The sequence below is a fragment of the Kitasatospora sp. NPDC048239 genome, from assembly GCF_043202015.1.
Classification (GTDB): Bacteria; Actinomycetota; Actinomycetes; order Streptomycetales; family Streptomycetaceae; genus Kitasatospora.
On sequence record NZ_JBICZP010000029.1, the window covers coordinates 12,395 to 27,468 of the forward strand.

The 15,074-nt window shown below is 75.2% G+C and carries 12 protein-coding genes; 6 read left to right on the forward strand and 6 right to left on the reverse strand.

The window, feature by feature from the left end; translation table 11 throughout:
• Positions 1-22: 22 nt before the first annotated feature.
• The 3 genes from ACGFZP_RS38300 to ACGFZP_RS38310 form a co-directional block, all read right to left on the reverse strand.
• Complete coding sequence (locus tag ACGFZP_RS38300) at positions 23-1,708, reverse strand: DUF5719 family protein (RefSeq protein ID WP_392941747.1); 1,686 nt, start codon at positions 1,706-1,708, stop codon at positions 23-25.
• A 6-nt stretch (positions 1,709-1,714) separates the two neighbouring features.
• Positions 1,715-5,593, reverse strand: coding sequence for a glycosyltransferase (locus ACGFZP_RS38305; RefSeq protein ID WP_392941750.1), 3,879 nt, complete (start codon positions 5,591-5,593; stop codon positions 1,715-1,717).
• Between the two features lie 208 nt (positions 5,594-5,801).
• Positions 5,802-6,074 carry a WhiB family transcriptional regulator gene (locus ACGFZP_RS38310; protein ID WP_148644569.1) on the reverse strand — a complete coding sequence of 91 codons (273 nt, stop codon included), beginning with the start codon at positions 6,072-6,074 and terminating at the stop codon, positions 5,802-5,804.
• Positions 6,075-6,705: 631 nt separating this feature from the next.
• Here ACGFZP_RS38310 and ACGFZP_RS38315 point away from each other — a divergent pair.
• The 3 genes from ACGFZP_RS38315 to ACGFZP_RS38325 are packed head-to-tail and all read left to right on the forward strand — an operon-like array spanning position 6,706 to position 9,677.
• A complete protein-coding gene (locus tag ACGFZP_RS38315) occupies positions 6,706-7,380 on the forward strand; it encodes a cysteine dioxygenase (protein ID WP_392941752.1) in 675 nt (224 codons plus the stop codon).
• Positions 7,381-7,422: 42 nt separating this feature from the next.
• The gene (gene cofD / locus ACGFZP_RS38320; protein ID WP_392941755.1) at positions 7,423-8,382 is read left to right on the forward strand and encodes a 2-phospho-L-lactate transferase; all 960 of its coding nucleotides are present in this window, start codon (positions 7,423-7,425) and stop codon (positions 8,380-8,382) included.
• Complete coding sequence (locus ACGFZP_RS38325) at positions 8,379-9,677, forward strand: coenzyme F420-0:L-glutamate ligase (protein ID WP_392941757.1); 1,299 nt, start codon at positions 8,379-8,381, stop codon at positions 9,675-9,677. The genes cofD and ACGFZP_RS38325 overlap by 4 nt, the downstream gene beginning before the upstream one ends.
• Positions 9,678-9,680: 3 nt before the next feature.
• Here ACGFZP_RS38325 and ACGFZP_RS38330 read toward each other — a convergent pair whose 3' ends face one another.
• Entirely contained in the window at positions 9,681-9,917 is a 237-nt protein-coding gene (locus tag ACGFZP_RS38330; protein ID WP_392941759.1) for a type II toxin-antitoxin system RelE/ParE family toxin, read from the reverse strand.
• A 57-nt stretch (positions 9,918-9,974) separates the two neighbouring features.
• Positions 9,975-10,940, reverse strand: a complete 966-nt coding sequence (locus ACGFZP_RS38335; RefSeq protein WP_392941762.1) for a DNA-3-methyladenine glycosylase family protein — start codon at positions 10,938-10,940, stop codon at positions 9,975-9,977.
• A gap of 6 nt (positions 10,941-10,946) precedes the next feature.
• Here ACGFZP_RS38335 and ACGFZP_RS38340 point away from each other — a divergent pair, with 6 nt between their 5' ends.
• Positions 10,947-11,438, forward strand: a complete 492-nt coding sequence (locus ACGFZP_RS38340) for an SgcJ/EcaC family oxidoreductase (RefSeq protein ID WP_392941764.1) — start codon at positions 10,947-10,949, stop codon at positions 11,436-11,438.
• 27 nt (positions 11,439-11,465) lie between these two features.
• On the opposite strand, the gene ACGFZP_RS38345 is transcribed toward ACGFZP_RS38340, so the two are convergent.
• Positions 11,466-12,632, reverse strand: a complete 1,167-nt coding sequence (locus ACGFZP_RS38345) for a peptidoglycan recognition protein (RefSeq protein ID WP_392941766.1) — start codon at positions 12,630-12,632, stop codon at positions 11,466-11,468.
• A 102-nt stretch (positions 12,633-12,734) separates the two neighbouring features.
• Between ACGFZP_RS38345 and ACGFZP_RS38350 the strand changes: the two genes are divergently transcribed.
• Positions 12,735-13,526, forward strand: coding sequence for a TIGR03089 family protein (locus ACGFZP_RS38350; protein WP_392941769.1), 792 nt, complete (start codon positions 12,735-12,737; stop codon positions 13,524-13,526).
• Between the two features lie 36 nt (positions 13,527-13,562).
• Positions 13,563-14,879, forward strand: coding sequence for an LCP family protein (locus ACGFZP_RS38355; RefSeq protein WP_392941772.1), 1,317 nt, complete (start codon positions 13,563-13,565; stop codon positions 14,877-14,879).
• Positions 14,880-15,074: the final 195 nt, after the last annotated feature.

Below are 15,074 nucleotides of genomic sequence, written 5' to 3' on the forward strand. Positions count from 1 at the left end.
GGTACCGCCCCTCGACGGTATGTCAGCGCTGGACGACGCCCGGGTCCTGGGCGGCCTGCGGGACCTTGACGCTGCTGCGGTCGTCGCGCAGCGCCTGGATGGTGAACATCGGCACGTCCTTGGCGGGGATCGCGAGCATCCGGGCGGCCGCGACCGGGCCGCCGGAGACGGTCTCCACGGTGAGCGCGTAGGCGCCGTTCAGTCCGCCCGGCTCGGGTGCGGGGAGCGCGACCGTGCCGCCGGCCAGCAGCTGGACCTCCGTGGTGGCCGGGGTGCCGCCGCCGGTGCCCGCCGAGGCGGTGACCCGGACGGTCGCGGCCTCGCCGGTGGAGGTGAGGAACAGCGTGGACGCGCCGCCGCCGCGGTTGTCGGCCACGGTGGCGCGGGCGCCGATCGGCACCGTCCCGCTCAGCCAGGCGGCGTCGGACTTGCCGTTCTGGCCGGCCCGGTCGATCCGCAGGCCGACCACCACCGGGGTGGGGTGCTTGTCGTCGCTGGGCGACAGCCGCAGGCCGGCCACCTCGTCGCGGGTGACCTTGCCGAGGTCGACGGCGGCCACCATGCCGGCCTTGACGTGGATCGACTCGTTGCCGGCCGGGGTGAACCAGCCGTTCTTGCCGGACAGCTGGATCTTCAGGTCCGCGTCGTCCTCCGGCGGTGCCCAGACCACCAGCCGGGCGCCCGCGGTGTCGGCGGGCAGGCCCGGGAGCACCTGGGTGGGCGCCGGGTCGGCCGAGGCGGGCACCCAGTCGGCGCCCTTGGCGCCGTCGGCGGCGTGCAGGGCGGCGCCGACCCGGCCGCTGCGCACCACCACGTGCACGGCGAGGTCGGCGACCTGGCCCTTGCTGATGGTCGGGAGCAGGACGGACTGCGAGCTGCCGGGGGCGATGGTGATGCCGTTGGCGGCGTCGTTCTCGATCAGGCCCTTGTCGCCGTACAGCTTGAGGTCGACGACGGCGGCGGTGGCCTCGGTGTTGACCAGGCTGACGTAGTCGGTGCGGTCGCCCGCGGTGCTGGCGCCCGCGAACCAGAAGCTGGTGCCGGCCGGGGTGCAGGTGAGGCCGGACAGGCCCAGCCCGCGCTGCTCGGTGACGGTGGTGGTCTGGGTGACGGTGAAGCCGGGCGCGAGCGCGCCGGTGGCGACGGCCCCGGCGCCGGGGGCGGTGTCGCCGTTGCCGGCGGGGGCGGCCACGGGGGTGCCGGGCTTGGCCAGGGTCAGCCGGGCGTCGGCGGGCGCGCCGCCCTTGTCCGCACCGGTCTTGTCCGCGCCGGCCGGGGCGGCGGGCGCCGCCGGGGCGGCGGGGGCCGCGGTCGGGGGCGTGGCCGGCGCCGCCGCGTCGCTGATCCAGCCGGCCCCGGCGGTGGCGCCGCCGGCGGCGGTGCCGGGCGGGGTGTACGCGGTGAGGGTGGTCGAGCCGGTCAGGCCCTGGATCGGCTGCGGGCAGACCGCGGCCGTCCGCTCGACCTGCGCCGAGGTCGCGGTGCCCCGGTCGGCCTTGGCCGGGGCGGCCGGCGGGCGCAGCTCGGCGACGCCGAACACCACCGCGAGGACGGCGGCCGCGGCCAGGAAGGACTGCGTGGTCCGCGTCCCCCCTGAGGAGGCGGCCTTGGCGGCGGCGTTCCCGGAGGTGTCCCCGAACGCGCCTGCGGCGGGGCCGGGCGCCTCGGCGGCGGGCTTGGACTTCCTGGTGAAGGCGGGCTTCTTCATCGCGGGTCAGCTCCCCGATCCGTGGTGGTGCGGGTACCGGCCCGGCCCGTTGGGATCGGGATCGTTCGGGTCGTAGTAGGGCTCGGCCTGCGGCTGCCCCGGCACCCACGGCTGCTGCCCGTCCTGCTGGTAGGGGTCGTAGCCGTACTGCTGGTCCTGCTGGTACTGCTCGTAGCCGCCCTGCTGGGTCCCGTGCTGGGCCCCCTGCTGGTAGCCGCCGTCGGCGGTCTGCTGCGGGTAGCCGTCCTGGCCGTAGCCCTGGCCGCCGTACGGGGCGGCCACCGGCTGCTGGGCGGTGTACGGGTCGTAGCTGTACGGGTCGGCCTGCTGGTACGTCTGGTACGGGTCGGCGTAGGGCTCGGCGTCCTGGACGGCGGCGGCCGCCGCGACGGCCTCGACGGGGGGCTCGCCCGCGGGCTGCTGCGGGATGGCACCGGGCCGTCCCTCGTAGACCCCGCCGTCCTCGGCGCCGGGCTCCCCGCCCTCGCCGCGCTCGGCCATCCGGCGGGCCCGGCGGCTGCCGGGCGCGGGGGCCTGCGCCTGGGCGGCGGCGGCCAGCGCGGCGGCGGCGACCACCTCCTCGGGCAGGTCGTCGTCCTTGTGGCTGCGGCGGCCGGGCAGGGCCAGCACCAGGATCGTCAGTCCGAGCAGCAGCTGGGCCCAGATCCAGCCGGTGTGCAGCAGGCTGCCCTCGCGGGTGACGACGAGCTTGCCGCCGCCTGCCGGGAGCTTGAAGCCCTGGGCCCAGCCGTCGACGGTGACGGGCTCCAGCGCGGTGCCGCCCAGGGTGGCCTTCCACTCGGGGGCGGCGGTCTCGGCGAGCCGCAGCACCCGGCCTTCGGGGCCGGCCGGGACGGCGGTGTCCAGGTCGCGCCGGCCGGAGGGCACCACGACCGGGCGGGCGCCCGGGGCGGTGATCACGGCGCGGGTCGCCGGGGCGCCGTTGACCTGCCAGAGCGCGGCGCTGCCGTCCTGGTTGGCCTTGACCAGGCCGGGGGTGGTGTCCAGGACGTCCTTGAAGGTGCCGATCAGCGGCTGGTCGACCAGCACGTAGCCGATGCCGTAGGCGGCCAGTGCGCCGGCCTGGTCGGCGCCGGACCCGGCCAGCAGGCTGCCGACCATCCGGTTCAGGCCGTCCTCGGTGCCGGTCGCGGGGTCGACGGTGGACTCGGCCTGGCCGAGGGTCAGCCCGGCGCCGCGCACCACGACGTAGCGGACCGCGCCGCCGCCCTGGTCCCCGGTGAGGACGAGGGTGCGGGAGCGGTCGCTGGTGCCGGCCTCCTCCGCGATGAAGGCGGGGACCTGGCTGGCCTCGGTCCGCCGCAGCGGACCGTCGGCGCCGGTGACGGCCCACCAGATTCCGGTGCCCAGCGGGGCGAGCACCGCGGCCGCCACCACCAGGGCGGCGACCGGCTGGCGCCAGCCGAAGGCGATGCCGGCCACGCGGGAGTTGGCGCCGTCGGCGCCGATCGCGGCGGCGGCCAGCAGGGCGATGCCGGCGAGCAGGCTGGCCGGGCCGGCCCAGGCGGGCACGGCCGGGCCGCCGGAGGCGGGGGTGACGGAGGTGCCGGCCACCGCGACGGCGAAGACCATGCCGGCGCCGGCCGCGCCCCAGGCGGCGAGCACCGCACGGCGGCGGTCGGCGCGCAGCAGGGCGGCCAGCGCGGCGAGCACCACGCCCGCGGACAGCCAGACCGGCGGGACCCCGGCGCCGCCGGGGTTGACCAGGACCAGGCCGAACGCGCTCGCGCCGCCGCCGTGCAGTCCGGGCAGGCCGGCCTCCAGCAGCAGCCGCTGCGGGTGCGAGAGCACCTGCAGCGACCAGGGCGCGAGCACCAGGACCGGTACCGCGAGGATCACCAGGATGCGCAGCCCGAGCAGGCGCAGCGCGTCCAGGCCGGAGCCGAAGGCGCCGCCGCGGACCACGGCGGCGGCCAGCACGGCCAGGCAGAGCGGCACGGCCAGCGCCCAGGCGAGCGGAACGAAGGCGGTGGCCAGGGTGAGCAGCAGGACGGTCATCCAGACCGGGCGCCAGCCGGGCCGGGCGCCCTTGGCGGCGCTCTCGGCGCGGATGCCGAGGCCGGCGGAGATCGCGGCGGCGCGGGCCAGCGGCGGCAGCAGGACGGCCAGGACGGCGGTGCCGATCCGGCCCTGGGCGAGCGCGCCGGTGGCGGCGGGCAGCAGCGCGTAGGTGGCGCTGGCCCAGGCGCGGACCAGCTTGGAGTCGAGCAGCGGCCGGGAGACCAGGTAGGCGCTGACCGCGGCGAGCGGCACCGCGAGGAAGACCAGCAGGGTGACCGCGAGGTCGGCGTGGTCGAACAGCATCCAGGAGAACACCGACAGCAGTGCCAGGTACGGCGGGGCCGCGGCGGTGGAGCCGGTGCCGACGGGGTGCCAGGAGTCGGCGTACATCGCCCACAGGCCGCCGGCGCCGTCGGTGGCGGGCAGCAGTGCGCCGCCGAACAGGTGCCCGCCGCCGAACAGGTCGCGGCAGGCGACCAGGGCGAACACCAGCAGGGCGGCGAACAGCACCGGCGCCGGGCGCCGGGCCAGCTTCTTGATCAGGGTGAACTGCTCGACGACCAGGTCCTCGGCGTCCTCGTCGCCCGGGCCGGCCTCGACCGAGCCGTGCCGGCCGGCCCCGGAGTCATCGGCGCCCCCTATCCCGAGCGAGCCGATCACGCCCTCGACGGCGAGCCGTGCGGTGGCGCCGGGCGCGGGGAAGAGCGTGCGGTCGTCCAGCGCGTCGGCGGCCCGGGTGCGGGCCCGGCGTTTGCGGGCGAGCAGCAGCCGGGGCAGCCGGATCAGCTCGTGGCCGAGGCCGGCGAGCTCGTCGAAGGCCTGCTTCGGGTCCTTGCCGAGCAGGTTGGCGAAGACCCGCAGCAGGGTGCCGAGCACCAGTCGCAGCAGGACGTAGGGGAACAGCGCGCCCTTGGAGTTGGCGAGCAGGGTGAAGACGGCGCCGGCCTTGTCGAGCCGGTGCGGGTGCGAGGGGCCGCAGTCGATGGCGCGCCGCTCGCGACTGGCGGCCTCGGCGTGGCGCAGCACGGCGTCCGGGGCGATGACGACGCGGTGCCCGGCGGCGTTGACCCGCCAGCAGAAGTCGGTGTCGTCGCGCATCAGCGGCAGTGCCTTGTCGAAGCCGCCGAGCTCCTCGAAGACGTCGCGGCGGACGAGCATGCCGGCGGTGGACACGGCGAGCACCGGGCGGACCTGGTCGTGCTGGCCCTGGTCCTGCTCGCGGCGGTCGAGCCCGGTCCAGCGGCGGCCGGAGCGGGCGATGGTGACGCCGACCTCCAGCAGCTGGCGGCGGTCGTACCAGCTGCGCAGCTTCGGTCCGACGACGGCGGCGCTGGGGGTGGAGTCGGCGACCTGGAGCAGGCGGCGCAGCGCGTCGGTCTGCGGTTCGCAGTCGTCGTGCAGCAGCCAGAGCCACTCGACCGGCTGGGTCTCGCGGGGGCCGCCGCGGCCGAGGTCGTCCTCGTGGCCGAGCGGGTCGCCGAAGTCGTCCCAGCCGCCGGTGACCGGGTCGTAGCCGGAGGGGTCGAGCCGGTACGGGAGGTCCTCGGGGCGCAGTGGCGGGCTGTTGAAGACGGCCTCGGCGACGGCGGTGCCGAAGCCGGCCCGGCGGCCGAGGATGATCGGGCCGCTCTCCGGGAGCCAGTCGCCGAGGGTGTCGGCGAGCAGCTGCGGGGAACTGTCGGTGGATCCGGTGTCGACGGCGAGCACCCGCTGGACCTGGCGGTCCTGGCCGAGCAGGCCGGCGAGGGCCTGCGGCAGCCAGCGGGCGCCGTCGTGCGAGACGATCACGGCGGTGACCAGGTGGCGCGGATAGGCGGGCGGCCTGGCAGCGGTGAAGCCGCTCTGGTGGCTGTAGACGGTCATCGAGTGCGCGGGCCCCAGTTCTCGGTGGACACAGCCGGTGAACGGCAACCGGATGGCGCACCACACTAACGGCTCCGGATGGCGCCTTTGTCCGCGGTGTCCGTGGAGAGGGTGTGCACGGGGGACGCGAAAGCGCCCCACCACCGCGGTGAGGCGCCCGTACAGCTGTGTGGTTGTCGAAGGCTCGGCGGGGTCGGGGCCGACCTCGTCAGACCGCGCTCTTCTTGAGCCGCCGCCGCTCGCGCTCGGAGAGGCCGCCCCAGATGCCGAACCGCTCGTCGTTGGCGAGGGCGTACTCCAGGCACTCGGAGCGGACCTCGCAGGCGAGGCAGACCTTCTTGGCCTCGCGGGTGGAGCCGCCCTTCTCGGGGAAGAAGGACTCGGGGTCGGTCTGGGCGCACAGCGCGCGCTCCTGCCAGCCGAGTTCCTCTTCCTCCTCCTCGATGCCGTCACCGATCAACAGCTCAAAGAGCTCGCTCATGTGGCGCGCCTCCTCTGCCCCTACTTGGCGTCCCCGTGGTTGCCGTTGCCTGGTGCGGCTGACGACACGAGTGAAATTACAGTTGCGTCACTCTGGCTCAGTCAAGCCGAGCTCTGGTATTGGGGCCAGGATTCACTCCTCGGCACCAAGCCGTTACGAATAGTGTACATATATGGACACATCGGACTAACCGCCCGGATCCCGTGGAACCATCCGCAAGCACCTGCAACCATCCGCAACGACCCGCTGGATGACGTGCAGTCACCGTGACAGGTCGGTCATCGGGCTGCCTTCCCGGCGATCTTCACATCGAAACATAGAGGGTGATTTATCACCCCATCCGGTAGTTCATGACCCATCCCACCTGAATGTCCTGGCTCCGGAGTTGACACTGCCCCTCCGCATGCGGTCTCCTTTCCTCTATGTCAGAGTTCGCCAGCCCCCGGAGCGGTTCCGCGCTCCGCCCTGCCGTGAACTCCTGTTGTCGCCTCTGTTCCTGCTGTATCTAGGCGCCCGCGTCCCACCGCGCGCCGCCCAGGAAGCACAGAGGCCGCCCGCGACATCCCGCCCCAGGACATCCCGGATCCGGCTGATCCCCTGACGAACCAGCCGTACTCCGAGGACGACTCCCGTGCGAATGCCCCGTCTCCGCAAGCGCAACCGCGACCGCAACAAGCCCGCCCGCCGCGGCCTCGCGCCCACCGCCCCCGCCCCGACCGCCGCCCGCTCCGCCCACCCGTGGGGCGACGGGCTGAGCGACGTCTCGATCGCCGGCGACCCGCTCGCCTTCCCCCACCTCGCCCGCACCGACCTGCCCCAGCACCCCACCACCGTCGCCGGCTACGCCCGGCTGGTCCGCGAGATCGCCGCCGACCGGACCCGCTGGGAGCCGCTGGTGCGCTACGACGCGCTCACCCGCTGGTACGCCCGGCTGGAGACCGGCCCCGGCTACGAGGTCTGGCTGCTCAGCTGGCTGCCCGGCCAGAGCAGCGGCTTCCACGACCACGGCGAGTCCTCCGGCGTGATGGCCGTCGTCCAGGGCGAGCTGGTCGAGCGCTCCCTCACGCTCCCCCAGTCTTCGGCCGGGGGTACCCCCAGCGGCGCCGAGGCCCGCACACTGCGCCCCGGCGGGCAGCGGGTGTTCTCCTCCGGCTACCTGCACGAGGTGGTCAACGGCTCGCTGGAGCCCGCGGTCTCCATCCACCTCTACACCCCCGGCCTCACCGAGATGAACCAGTACGGCGCCGACCGCGTGCCCGAGCAGCAGGCCGAGGCGGGCTCCCGGACGGGTGCCGAGACGCACTGACGACCCGTCCGGACCGGTCCCCGGCCGTGGCAGGATGAACGCATGCGCATCGTGGCACTGGCAGGCGGAATCGGCGGAGCGCGCTTCCTGCGCGGACTGAAGGAGGCCCTCGGCCCGCAGGACGAGATCACCGTCATCGGCAACACCGGTGACGACATCCACCTCTACGGACTGAAGGTCTGCCCCGACCTCGACACCGTGATGTACACCCTCGGCGGCGGCATCCACGAGGAGCAGGGCTGGGGCCGGACCGACGAGACCTGGTCGATCAAGGCCGAGATGAAGGAGTACGGCGTCGGGCCCGAGTGGTTCGGGCTCGGCGACCGCGACTTCGCCACCCACCTCGTCCGCAGCCAGATGCTCGCCGCCGGGTACTCCCTCAGCCAGGTCACCGAGGCGCTCTGCGTGCGGTGGCAGCCCGGCGTCCGGCTGCTGCCGATGAGCGACGACCGGGTCGAGACCCACGTCCGGATCACCGACGGGGACGGCACCCGGGCGATCCACTTCCAGGAGTACTGGGTCAGGCTGCACGCCGCCGTCGACGCCGAGGCGATCATCCCGGTCGGCGCGGACACCGCCAAGCCCGCACCCGGCGTCCTGGAGGCGATCGCCGCCGCCGACGTGATCCTCTTCCCGCCGTCCAACCCGGTGGTCTCGATCGGCACCATCCTCGCCGTGCCGGGCCTGCGGGCCGCCGTGGCCGCCGCCCCCGCACCCGTGGTCGGGCTCTCCCCGATCATCGGCGGGGCGCCGGTCCGGGGCATGGCCGACAAGGTGCTGGCCGCCGTCGGCGTCGAGGCCACGGCGGAGGCGGTCGCGCTGGACTACGGCTCCGACCTCCTGGACGGCTGGCTGGTGGACACCGCCGACGAGGCCTCGGTGGCCGCCGTCGAGGCCGGCGGGATCGCCTGCCGGGCCGTCCCGCTGCTGATGACGGACGTCGCGGCCACCGCCGAGATGGCCCGGGCCGCGCTGGCGCTCGCCGAGCAGGTACGGGCGTGAACCCCGCGCTGCACGTCCTGCCCGTCGAGGGCCTGCCGGAGATCGGGGCCGGCGCCGACCTCGCCGAGCTGATCGCCAAGGCCGGCGAGTACCAGGACGGCGACATCCTGCTGGTCACCTCGAAGATCGTCAGCAAGGCCGAGGGCCGGCTGCTGAACGCCGCCGACCGCGAGGCCGCGATCGACGCCGAGACCGTCCGGGTGATCGCCCGGCGCGGCCCGATCCGGATCGTCGAGAACCGCAACGGACTGGTGATGGCCGCCGCCGGGGTGGACGCCTCCAACACCGCCGCCGGCACCGTCCTGCTGCTGCCCGAGGACCCGGACGCCTCGGCCCGCGCACTGCGTGCCCGGCTCCAGCGGCTCACCGGGCGCCGGCTCGCCGTCGTCGTCACCGACACCTTCGGCCGGCCCTGGCGCAACGGCCTCACCGACGTCGCCATCGGCGCCGCCGGACTGCCCGTCCTGGAGGACCACCGCGGCCGCACCGACAGCCACGGCAACGAGCTGGCGCTGACCGTCACCGCCACCGCCGACGAGCTCGCCGCCGCCGCCGACCTGGTGAAGGGCAAGGCCACCGGCACCCCGGTCGCCGTCGTCCGGGGCCTGGCCCACCTGGTCACCGCCGAGGACGGCGACGGCGTCCGGCCGCTGATCCGCCCGGCCGCCGACGACATGTTCCGCCTCGGCACCTCCGAGGCGCTGCGCCGGGCCGTCACCCTGCGGCGCACCGTCCGCGCCTTCACCGCCGAGCCGGTGGACCCGGGCGCCGTCCGCCGGGCGGTCGCCGCCGCAGTCACCGCGCCCGCCCCGCACCACACCACGCCGTGGCGCTTCGTCCTGCTGGAGAGCCCCGAGGCGCGCACCCGGCTGCTGGACGCGATGCTCACCGCCTGGCAGCACGACCTGCGCGAGCTCGACGGCTGGGACGAGCAGCGGATCGCCCGCCGCACCGCCCGCGGCCAGGTCCTGCGCGACGCCCCTGCCCTGGTGGTCCCCTGCCTGGTGATGGACGGCTCCCACAGCTACCCCGACGAGCGCCGCACCGCCGCCGAGCGCGAGATGTTCACCGTCGCCCTCGGCGCCGCCGTGCAGAACCTGCTGGTCGCCCTCACCGGCGAGGGCTACGGCTCCGCCTGGGTCTCCTCCACGATGTTCTGCCGCGACACCGTCCGCGCCGCCCTCGACCTCCCCGCCGACTGGGACCCGATGGGCGCCGTCGCCGTCGGCCGCCCCGCCGAACCGCCCCGCGAACGCCCCGAGCGCTCCGCGGACGCCTTCATCGAGGTGCGGTAGCCGTCAGTACCGGCGGTACACGTCACGGCGGTTGCCGACATTGACCACGAGGATGACCATCACGTCGCCCCGCACCTCGTAGACCACGCGATAGTCGCCGACTCGCAGCCGGTGGAGACCGTCGTGCCCGGCCGACTTCTTCACGTTCGGGCCGTCGGCGAACGGGTCATGACCGAGCTCGGTGAGCGCAGTGAGGATTCTCGGCGCCTCCACCTGGGGCGAGGTGGGCTCGGGCTTCACGGATGCTCAGCGAATCAGCCATACACCGAATGTGTACACCGCCGATACCCCTTTCCCTCACCGGCCCCGGTGGTCGGCGGGGGTCAGGCGGGGGCCGTAGCGCGGGGCGTGGGCGCCGGTGGCCGTCAGGAGGCGGCAGAGCCGGTGGCGGTGCGGGCGGTAGGGCTCCAGCAGGGCGAGCATCTGGGCGTCGTCGCTGCGCGGGCGGCCCGCCAGCGCCCAGCCGACGAGGTTCGGCAGGTGGTAGTCGCCGACCGAGACGGCGTCCGGGTCGCCGTTGCTGCGCTGCAGGGTCTCGGCCGCCGTCCAGACGCCGATGCCGGGCACCGCGGTCAGCCGGGCGAAGGCCTCGGCGTGCCCCAGCGCGGCGGCCTCCTCCAGCCGGGGGGCCAGCCGCACGGCGCGCAGCACGGTGGCCGAGCGCTTCGGGTCCACCCCGGCGCGGTGCCACTCCCAGCTGGGGACGAGCGCCCACTCCCGGGCCGAGGGCGCCACCCGCATGCCCTCGGCGGGGCCGGGGGCCGGGGTGCCGAAGTCCCGCAGCAGGGTGCGCCAGGCGCGGTAGGCCTCGTCGGTGGTGACCTTCTGCTCCAGGATCGCCGGCACCAGGGACTCCAGCACCAGCCCGGTGCGGCCCAGCCGGACCCCGGCCGTCCGCCGCTGGGCCTCCCGCAGCCGGCCGGGCGGCAGGACCAGGCCCGCCGGGTCGTCCAGCGCGCCGAGCAGCGCCGGCAGCCGCTCCAGCAGCCAGTCGGCGCCCGGGCCCCAGGCCCGCGCCTCCACCTCGCCCTCGGCCGGGCGGGCCAGCACCCGCAGGGTGCCGATCCCGCCCGGGGTGCGCGAGGCGCGCCACACCGCGCCGTCGCCGGTGGTCCGGTACGCCGGGTCGGCGGGGCCCCGCCGCAGCGGCAGCAGGGTGCGGGCCGCGTCCAGCGGAAAACCCGGCCGCCAGCGCCGAACCGCCTCGCCCGTCACCGCCCTGCACCTCCTCCGCCTGCCGCCGCCACCGCCTTCACCGACCATGGGGATATGAACGATACGCGGCTGCCGGAGCTGTCCTCCGGGGACGAGAGCGCCGTCCACGCGCTCTACCACCGGGCGCTGGACGGCTGGAACCTGCGGGACGGCTCGGGCTTCGCCGGGCCGTTCGCCGAGGACGGGGAGGTGATCGGGTTCGACGGGACGCGGCACAGCGGACGGTCGGTGATCGCCGCCGAACTGGGCCGGATCTTCGCCGACCACGTCACCCCCGAGTACGTGGCGAAGGTCCGCCGGGTGCGGCGGCTCGGGCCGGGGGTGGCGCAGCTGGACGCCGTCGCCGGCCTGGTGCCGGACGACAGCGAGGACCTCGACCCGGCGCTCAACGCCCTGCACACCGTGATCGCGGTCAACGCCGGGGCCGGCTGGCGGATCGCGCTGCTGCAGAACACCCCGGCCCGCTACGACCTGCGCCCGGACCTCGCCCGGGCGCTCACCGCCGAACTGCGCGCGCTGATCGGCCGCGGGCCGGGACCGGTGTAGCGCCAGCCCCGGCCGCGCGGTACCGGGTCAGCGCCCCTGGAGGAGCGCCGCCGCCGTGCGGATGTCGCCGAGCCGCCCGTAGAGCACCGTGCCGGGGCACTCGGTGTTGAAGGCGTCCCGGTGCCCGGAGACGGTGTCGAAGACGACCTCGGTGCCCTTCGGGTACCGGCTGGCGTCCGAGGAGGAGACCAGCCGGGTGTGGCCCGCCGCGTCCTGGTCGGTGAGCCCGAGCTTCCAGGCGGCGATCCGGGTGATGCCGTCCACCAGTTCCTGCGGCGGGGTGTCGGTGACGAAGGTGCCGATCGCCGCGACGCCGGACGAGTCGGGGTTGAAGCCGAGGGTGTGCGCCCCGAACACCGGCAGCTCGACCCCGCCGGCCCGGCCCTCGTAGACCGTGCCGCAGCGGTCGACCAGGAAGTTGTAGCCGATGTCCCGCCAGCCGCTGCTCTGAACGTGGTACTGGTAGATCGCCCTGATCACCCGGGGCGCGTCGGCGCAGGCGTACTCGGTGGCGCTCGCGGTGTGGTGGACGAAGACCTCGCGGACCGGCCCGGTGTAGACGAAGTCCTGGTCGCGCAGGCTCTCGTCGGCGCCCCAGCCGGCCCGGGTGACGATGCCGGGGCGCGGGGCCGGGTGCCCCGCCGGCGGCTCGGCAGACGGCCCGGCAGGCGGCTCGGCCGGCAGCACCCTGGCGGCGGACGGCGCGGCGGCGCCCTGGCCGGGGTCGACGAGTTCGATCCGCAGCCCCTCGGGCAGCCCGCCGGGGCCCGCCACGACCTCGACGGCCACCCCGTCGCTCGGCCCGGTCCACAGCGGGGCCGTCGCCCCGTGCGCCGCGCCCCCGGCCGGACCGTCCCGGCCGTCGCGGGCGTCCGGGCCGTCCTTGGCGTCCGCCTCCAGCTCGTGCCAGCCGCTCCACGCCCCGGTGACGGCGCTGCGGGTGCGCACCCGCACCGCGCCGCCCGCGAGGGTGCGCTCGGGATCGTCCCAGACGGCCCCGAGCAACTCGAACGGCCGCGTGCTGCGCGGCGCGAGGCCGCGCACGCCGGTCAGCGGAAGGGACGTCACCGAGCCGCCGCCGGCCGAGACGCGCCGCTGCGGCCCGGGTTCGGCCGCGGCGCCGGGGGCGGCGGGCTGGAGGAGCAGGGCGGCGGTACAGCCGGCGACGAGGACGGCCGGCAATGAGATACGCATACAAGGGATGTTTACCGCAAAACGACGCCGCCGCCACGCCTCCCGCACCCGGCCGACACCCCTCCCGGTCGCCACCCGGTAGGCCGTAGGCTGGGGCGCACCATGACTGCGCCTTTCGCTGCCGATGCCCGAACCCCCGTCGAGCTGCTGCACGCATTCCTGCGAGGTGGCACTCCCTCAGTCGACCCTGCGGCCCCGCTGGTCACCTTCTACGACGACGCGACCGGCGAACGGGTCGAGCTCTCCGCCAGGACCTTCGACAACTGGGTGGCCAAGACCGCCAACCTGCTCCAGGACGAGCTGAACGCCGGCCCGGGCGACCGGGCCGCCCTGCTGCTGCCCGCCCACTGGCAGAGCGCCGTCTGGCTGCTGGCCTGCTGGTCGGTCGGGGTCGCGGCGGTACCCGCCGGCGAGCCCGCCACCGCCGACCTGGTGGTCAGCGGCCCGGACGGCCTGGCGGCCGCCCAGGCCTGCGAGGGCGAACGGGTGGCCCTCGCCCTGCGCCCGCTCGGCGGCCGCTTCCCGCAGCGCCCGGACGGCTTCCTCGACTACGCCGCCGAGGTCCCCGGCCAGGGCGACCGCTTCGCGCCGTACTCCCCCGTCACCCCGGACGCCCCCGCCCTGGAGACCGCCGTGGACGGGCTGCCGCTCAAGCTGACCGGCGAACAGACCGTCGCACTGGCCCGGGAGGGCGCCGTCCGGCTCGGCCTGGGGCCCGGCGACCGCGTGCTCTCCACCCTGTCGTTCGACGACTGGACGGGTCTGGAGGCCGGGCTGCTGGCACCGCTGGCGGCCGGCGCCTCGGTGGTGCTCTGCCGGAACTCCCAGGACCTGAGCGACGAGCAGTGGGAGAAGCGGACCGAATCCGAACGGGTGACACTGCGCCTCGGGTAACCCCCGCACACGGCCCGGCGGGTAGGGATGCCTGCCATGGCCGAGGACGACACCGAGCACCCCCCGACCGACGACCCCCCTCCCGGTGAGGACTCCCCCACCGGGGCCCCCTCGACCGCACCCGGACGCAGGCGCAGGCGCCGGCGGTGGCTGATGATCACCGCCGGCGCCCTCGCCTTTCTGCTGGTCGCCTGCGGCGCGCTGCTCTGGATCGCCTACCGCAAGCTGGACGGCAACATCCGGACCGACTCCGCCACCGACCGGCTGCTGGCCCAGCTGGAGGCCGAGCGGCCCAGTCGGACCGCCGGGGCCAAGGGCGCCGAGAACATCCTGCTGATCGGCAGCGACGACCGGACCGGTGCCAACGCCACCTACGGGGAGGCCGGCGGCCAGCGCTCGGACACCACGATCCTGCTGCACCTGGCGGCCGACCGCAGGCACGCGACGGCGGTCTCCATCCCGCGCGACGTGATGGTCACCGTCCCGGCCTGCGAGAAGCCCGACGGCACCCGGACCAGACCCGGGCTGATGCAGTTCAACTGGGCCTTCGAGACCGGCGGGGCGGCCTGCTCGATCCGCGCCGTCGAACAGCTCAGCGGGATCCGGATCGACCACTACGTGATCGTCGACTTCACCGGCTTCAAGTCCATGGTGGACGCCGTCGGCGGGGTCGAGGTGTGCGTGCCGCAGGCGATCCACGACAAGGACGCCAAGCTGGACCTGCCGGCCGGGCGGCAGACCCTGCACGGCGAGCAGGCGCTCGGCTACGTCCGGGCCCGGGAGAGCCTGGGCGACGGCAGCGACACCCAGCGGATGGGCCGTCAGCAGCAGTTCCTGGCCGCGCTGATCCGCAAGGTGCAGTCGCAGGGCGTGCTGCTGAACCCGGCCCGGCTCTGGCCGGTCCTGGACGCGGCGACCTCCTCGATCCAGGCGGACGGCGGCCTCTCCTCGCTGGGCGCGCTCTACGACCTCACCCAGGACCTGCGCGGCATCCCCTCCACCGACGTGACCTTCCTCACCGCTCCCCGCCGGCCGTACCGCTTCGACTCGGACCGGGACGAGTTCGTGCAGCCGCAGACCACCCAGCTGTTCACCGCGCTGCGCGACGACCGGCCGATCACCGTCCGCCCGCCGGCGTCCTCGCCCGGCGCCTCCCCGAGTGCCGCCGCCCTCTCGCCGAGCCTCTCGCGGACCCCGTCGCCGACCCCCTCCCCGAGGCCCTTCGCGAGCCCGGGCGGCGCGACCCCCTCGGCCGGTTCGGACCGGGCCGGCGGCGCGTCACCGACCGCCGAGGCCTCGCCGACCGGCTTCGAGGGCCGTACCGCCGACGTGGACAGCTGCTCCCCGCATTGACGCCGCCCCGGGTCACTCTTTTGTGTAAGAACACGATCTTCCAAGGCTTTCCGCGTGAATTCCCAGGGAGCGTTTTACCTGCTGAATTGCCGTTCCGGAACATGGCGGAGATCACATCCGGAACAATTCCCTCGCCAGGCTCGTCTAGTGTGTCCGGGTCGGTGCGCAGAACGCGCGCACCGATCCGTGGACCGG

Coding starts and splice junctions, on each gene's coding strand:
- ACGFZP_RS38345 (WP_392941766.1), bottom strand. CDS start 12,632: ATGCGTATCTCATTGCCGGCCGTCCTCGTCGCCGGCTGTACCGCCGCC.
- ACGFZP_RS38350 (WP_392941769.1), top strand. CDS start 12,735: ATGACTGCGCCTTTCGCTGCCGATGCCCGAACCCCCGTCGAGCTGCTG.
- ACGFZP_RS38305 (WP_392941750.1), bottom strand. CDS start 5,593: ATGACCGTCTACAGCCACCAGAGCGGCTTCACCGCTGCCAGGCCGCCC.
- ACGFZP_RS38340 (WP_392941764.1), top strand. CDS start 10,947: ATGAACGATACGCGGCTGCCGGAGCTGTCCTCCGGGGACGAGAGCGCC.
- ACGFZP_RS38335 (WP_392941762.1), bottom strand. CDS start 10,940: ATGGTCGGTGAAGGCGGTGGCGGCGGCAGGCGGAGGAGGTGCAGGGCG.
- ACGFZP_RS38300 (WP_392941747.1), bottom strand. CDS start 1,708: ATGAAGAAGCCCGCCTTCACCAGGAAGTCCAAGCCCGCCGCCGAGGCG.
- ACGFZP_RS38310 (WP_148644569.1), bottom strand. CDS start 6,074: ATGAGCGAGCTCTTTGAGCTGTTGATCGGTGACGGCATCGAGGAGGAG.
- ACGFZP_RS38355 (WP_392941772.1), top strand. CDS start 13,563: ATGGCCGAGGACGACACCGAGCACCCCCCGACCGACGACCCCCCTCCC.
- cofD (WP_392941755.1), top strand. CDS start 7,423: ATGCGCATCGTGGCACTGGCAGGCGGAATCGGCGGAGCGCGCTTCCTG.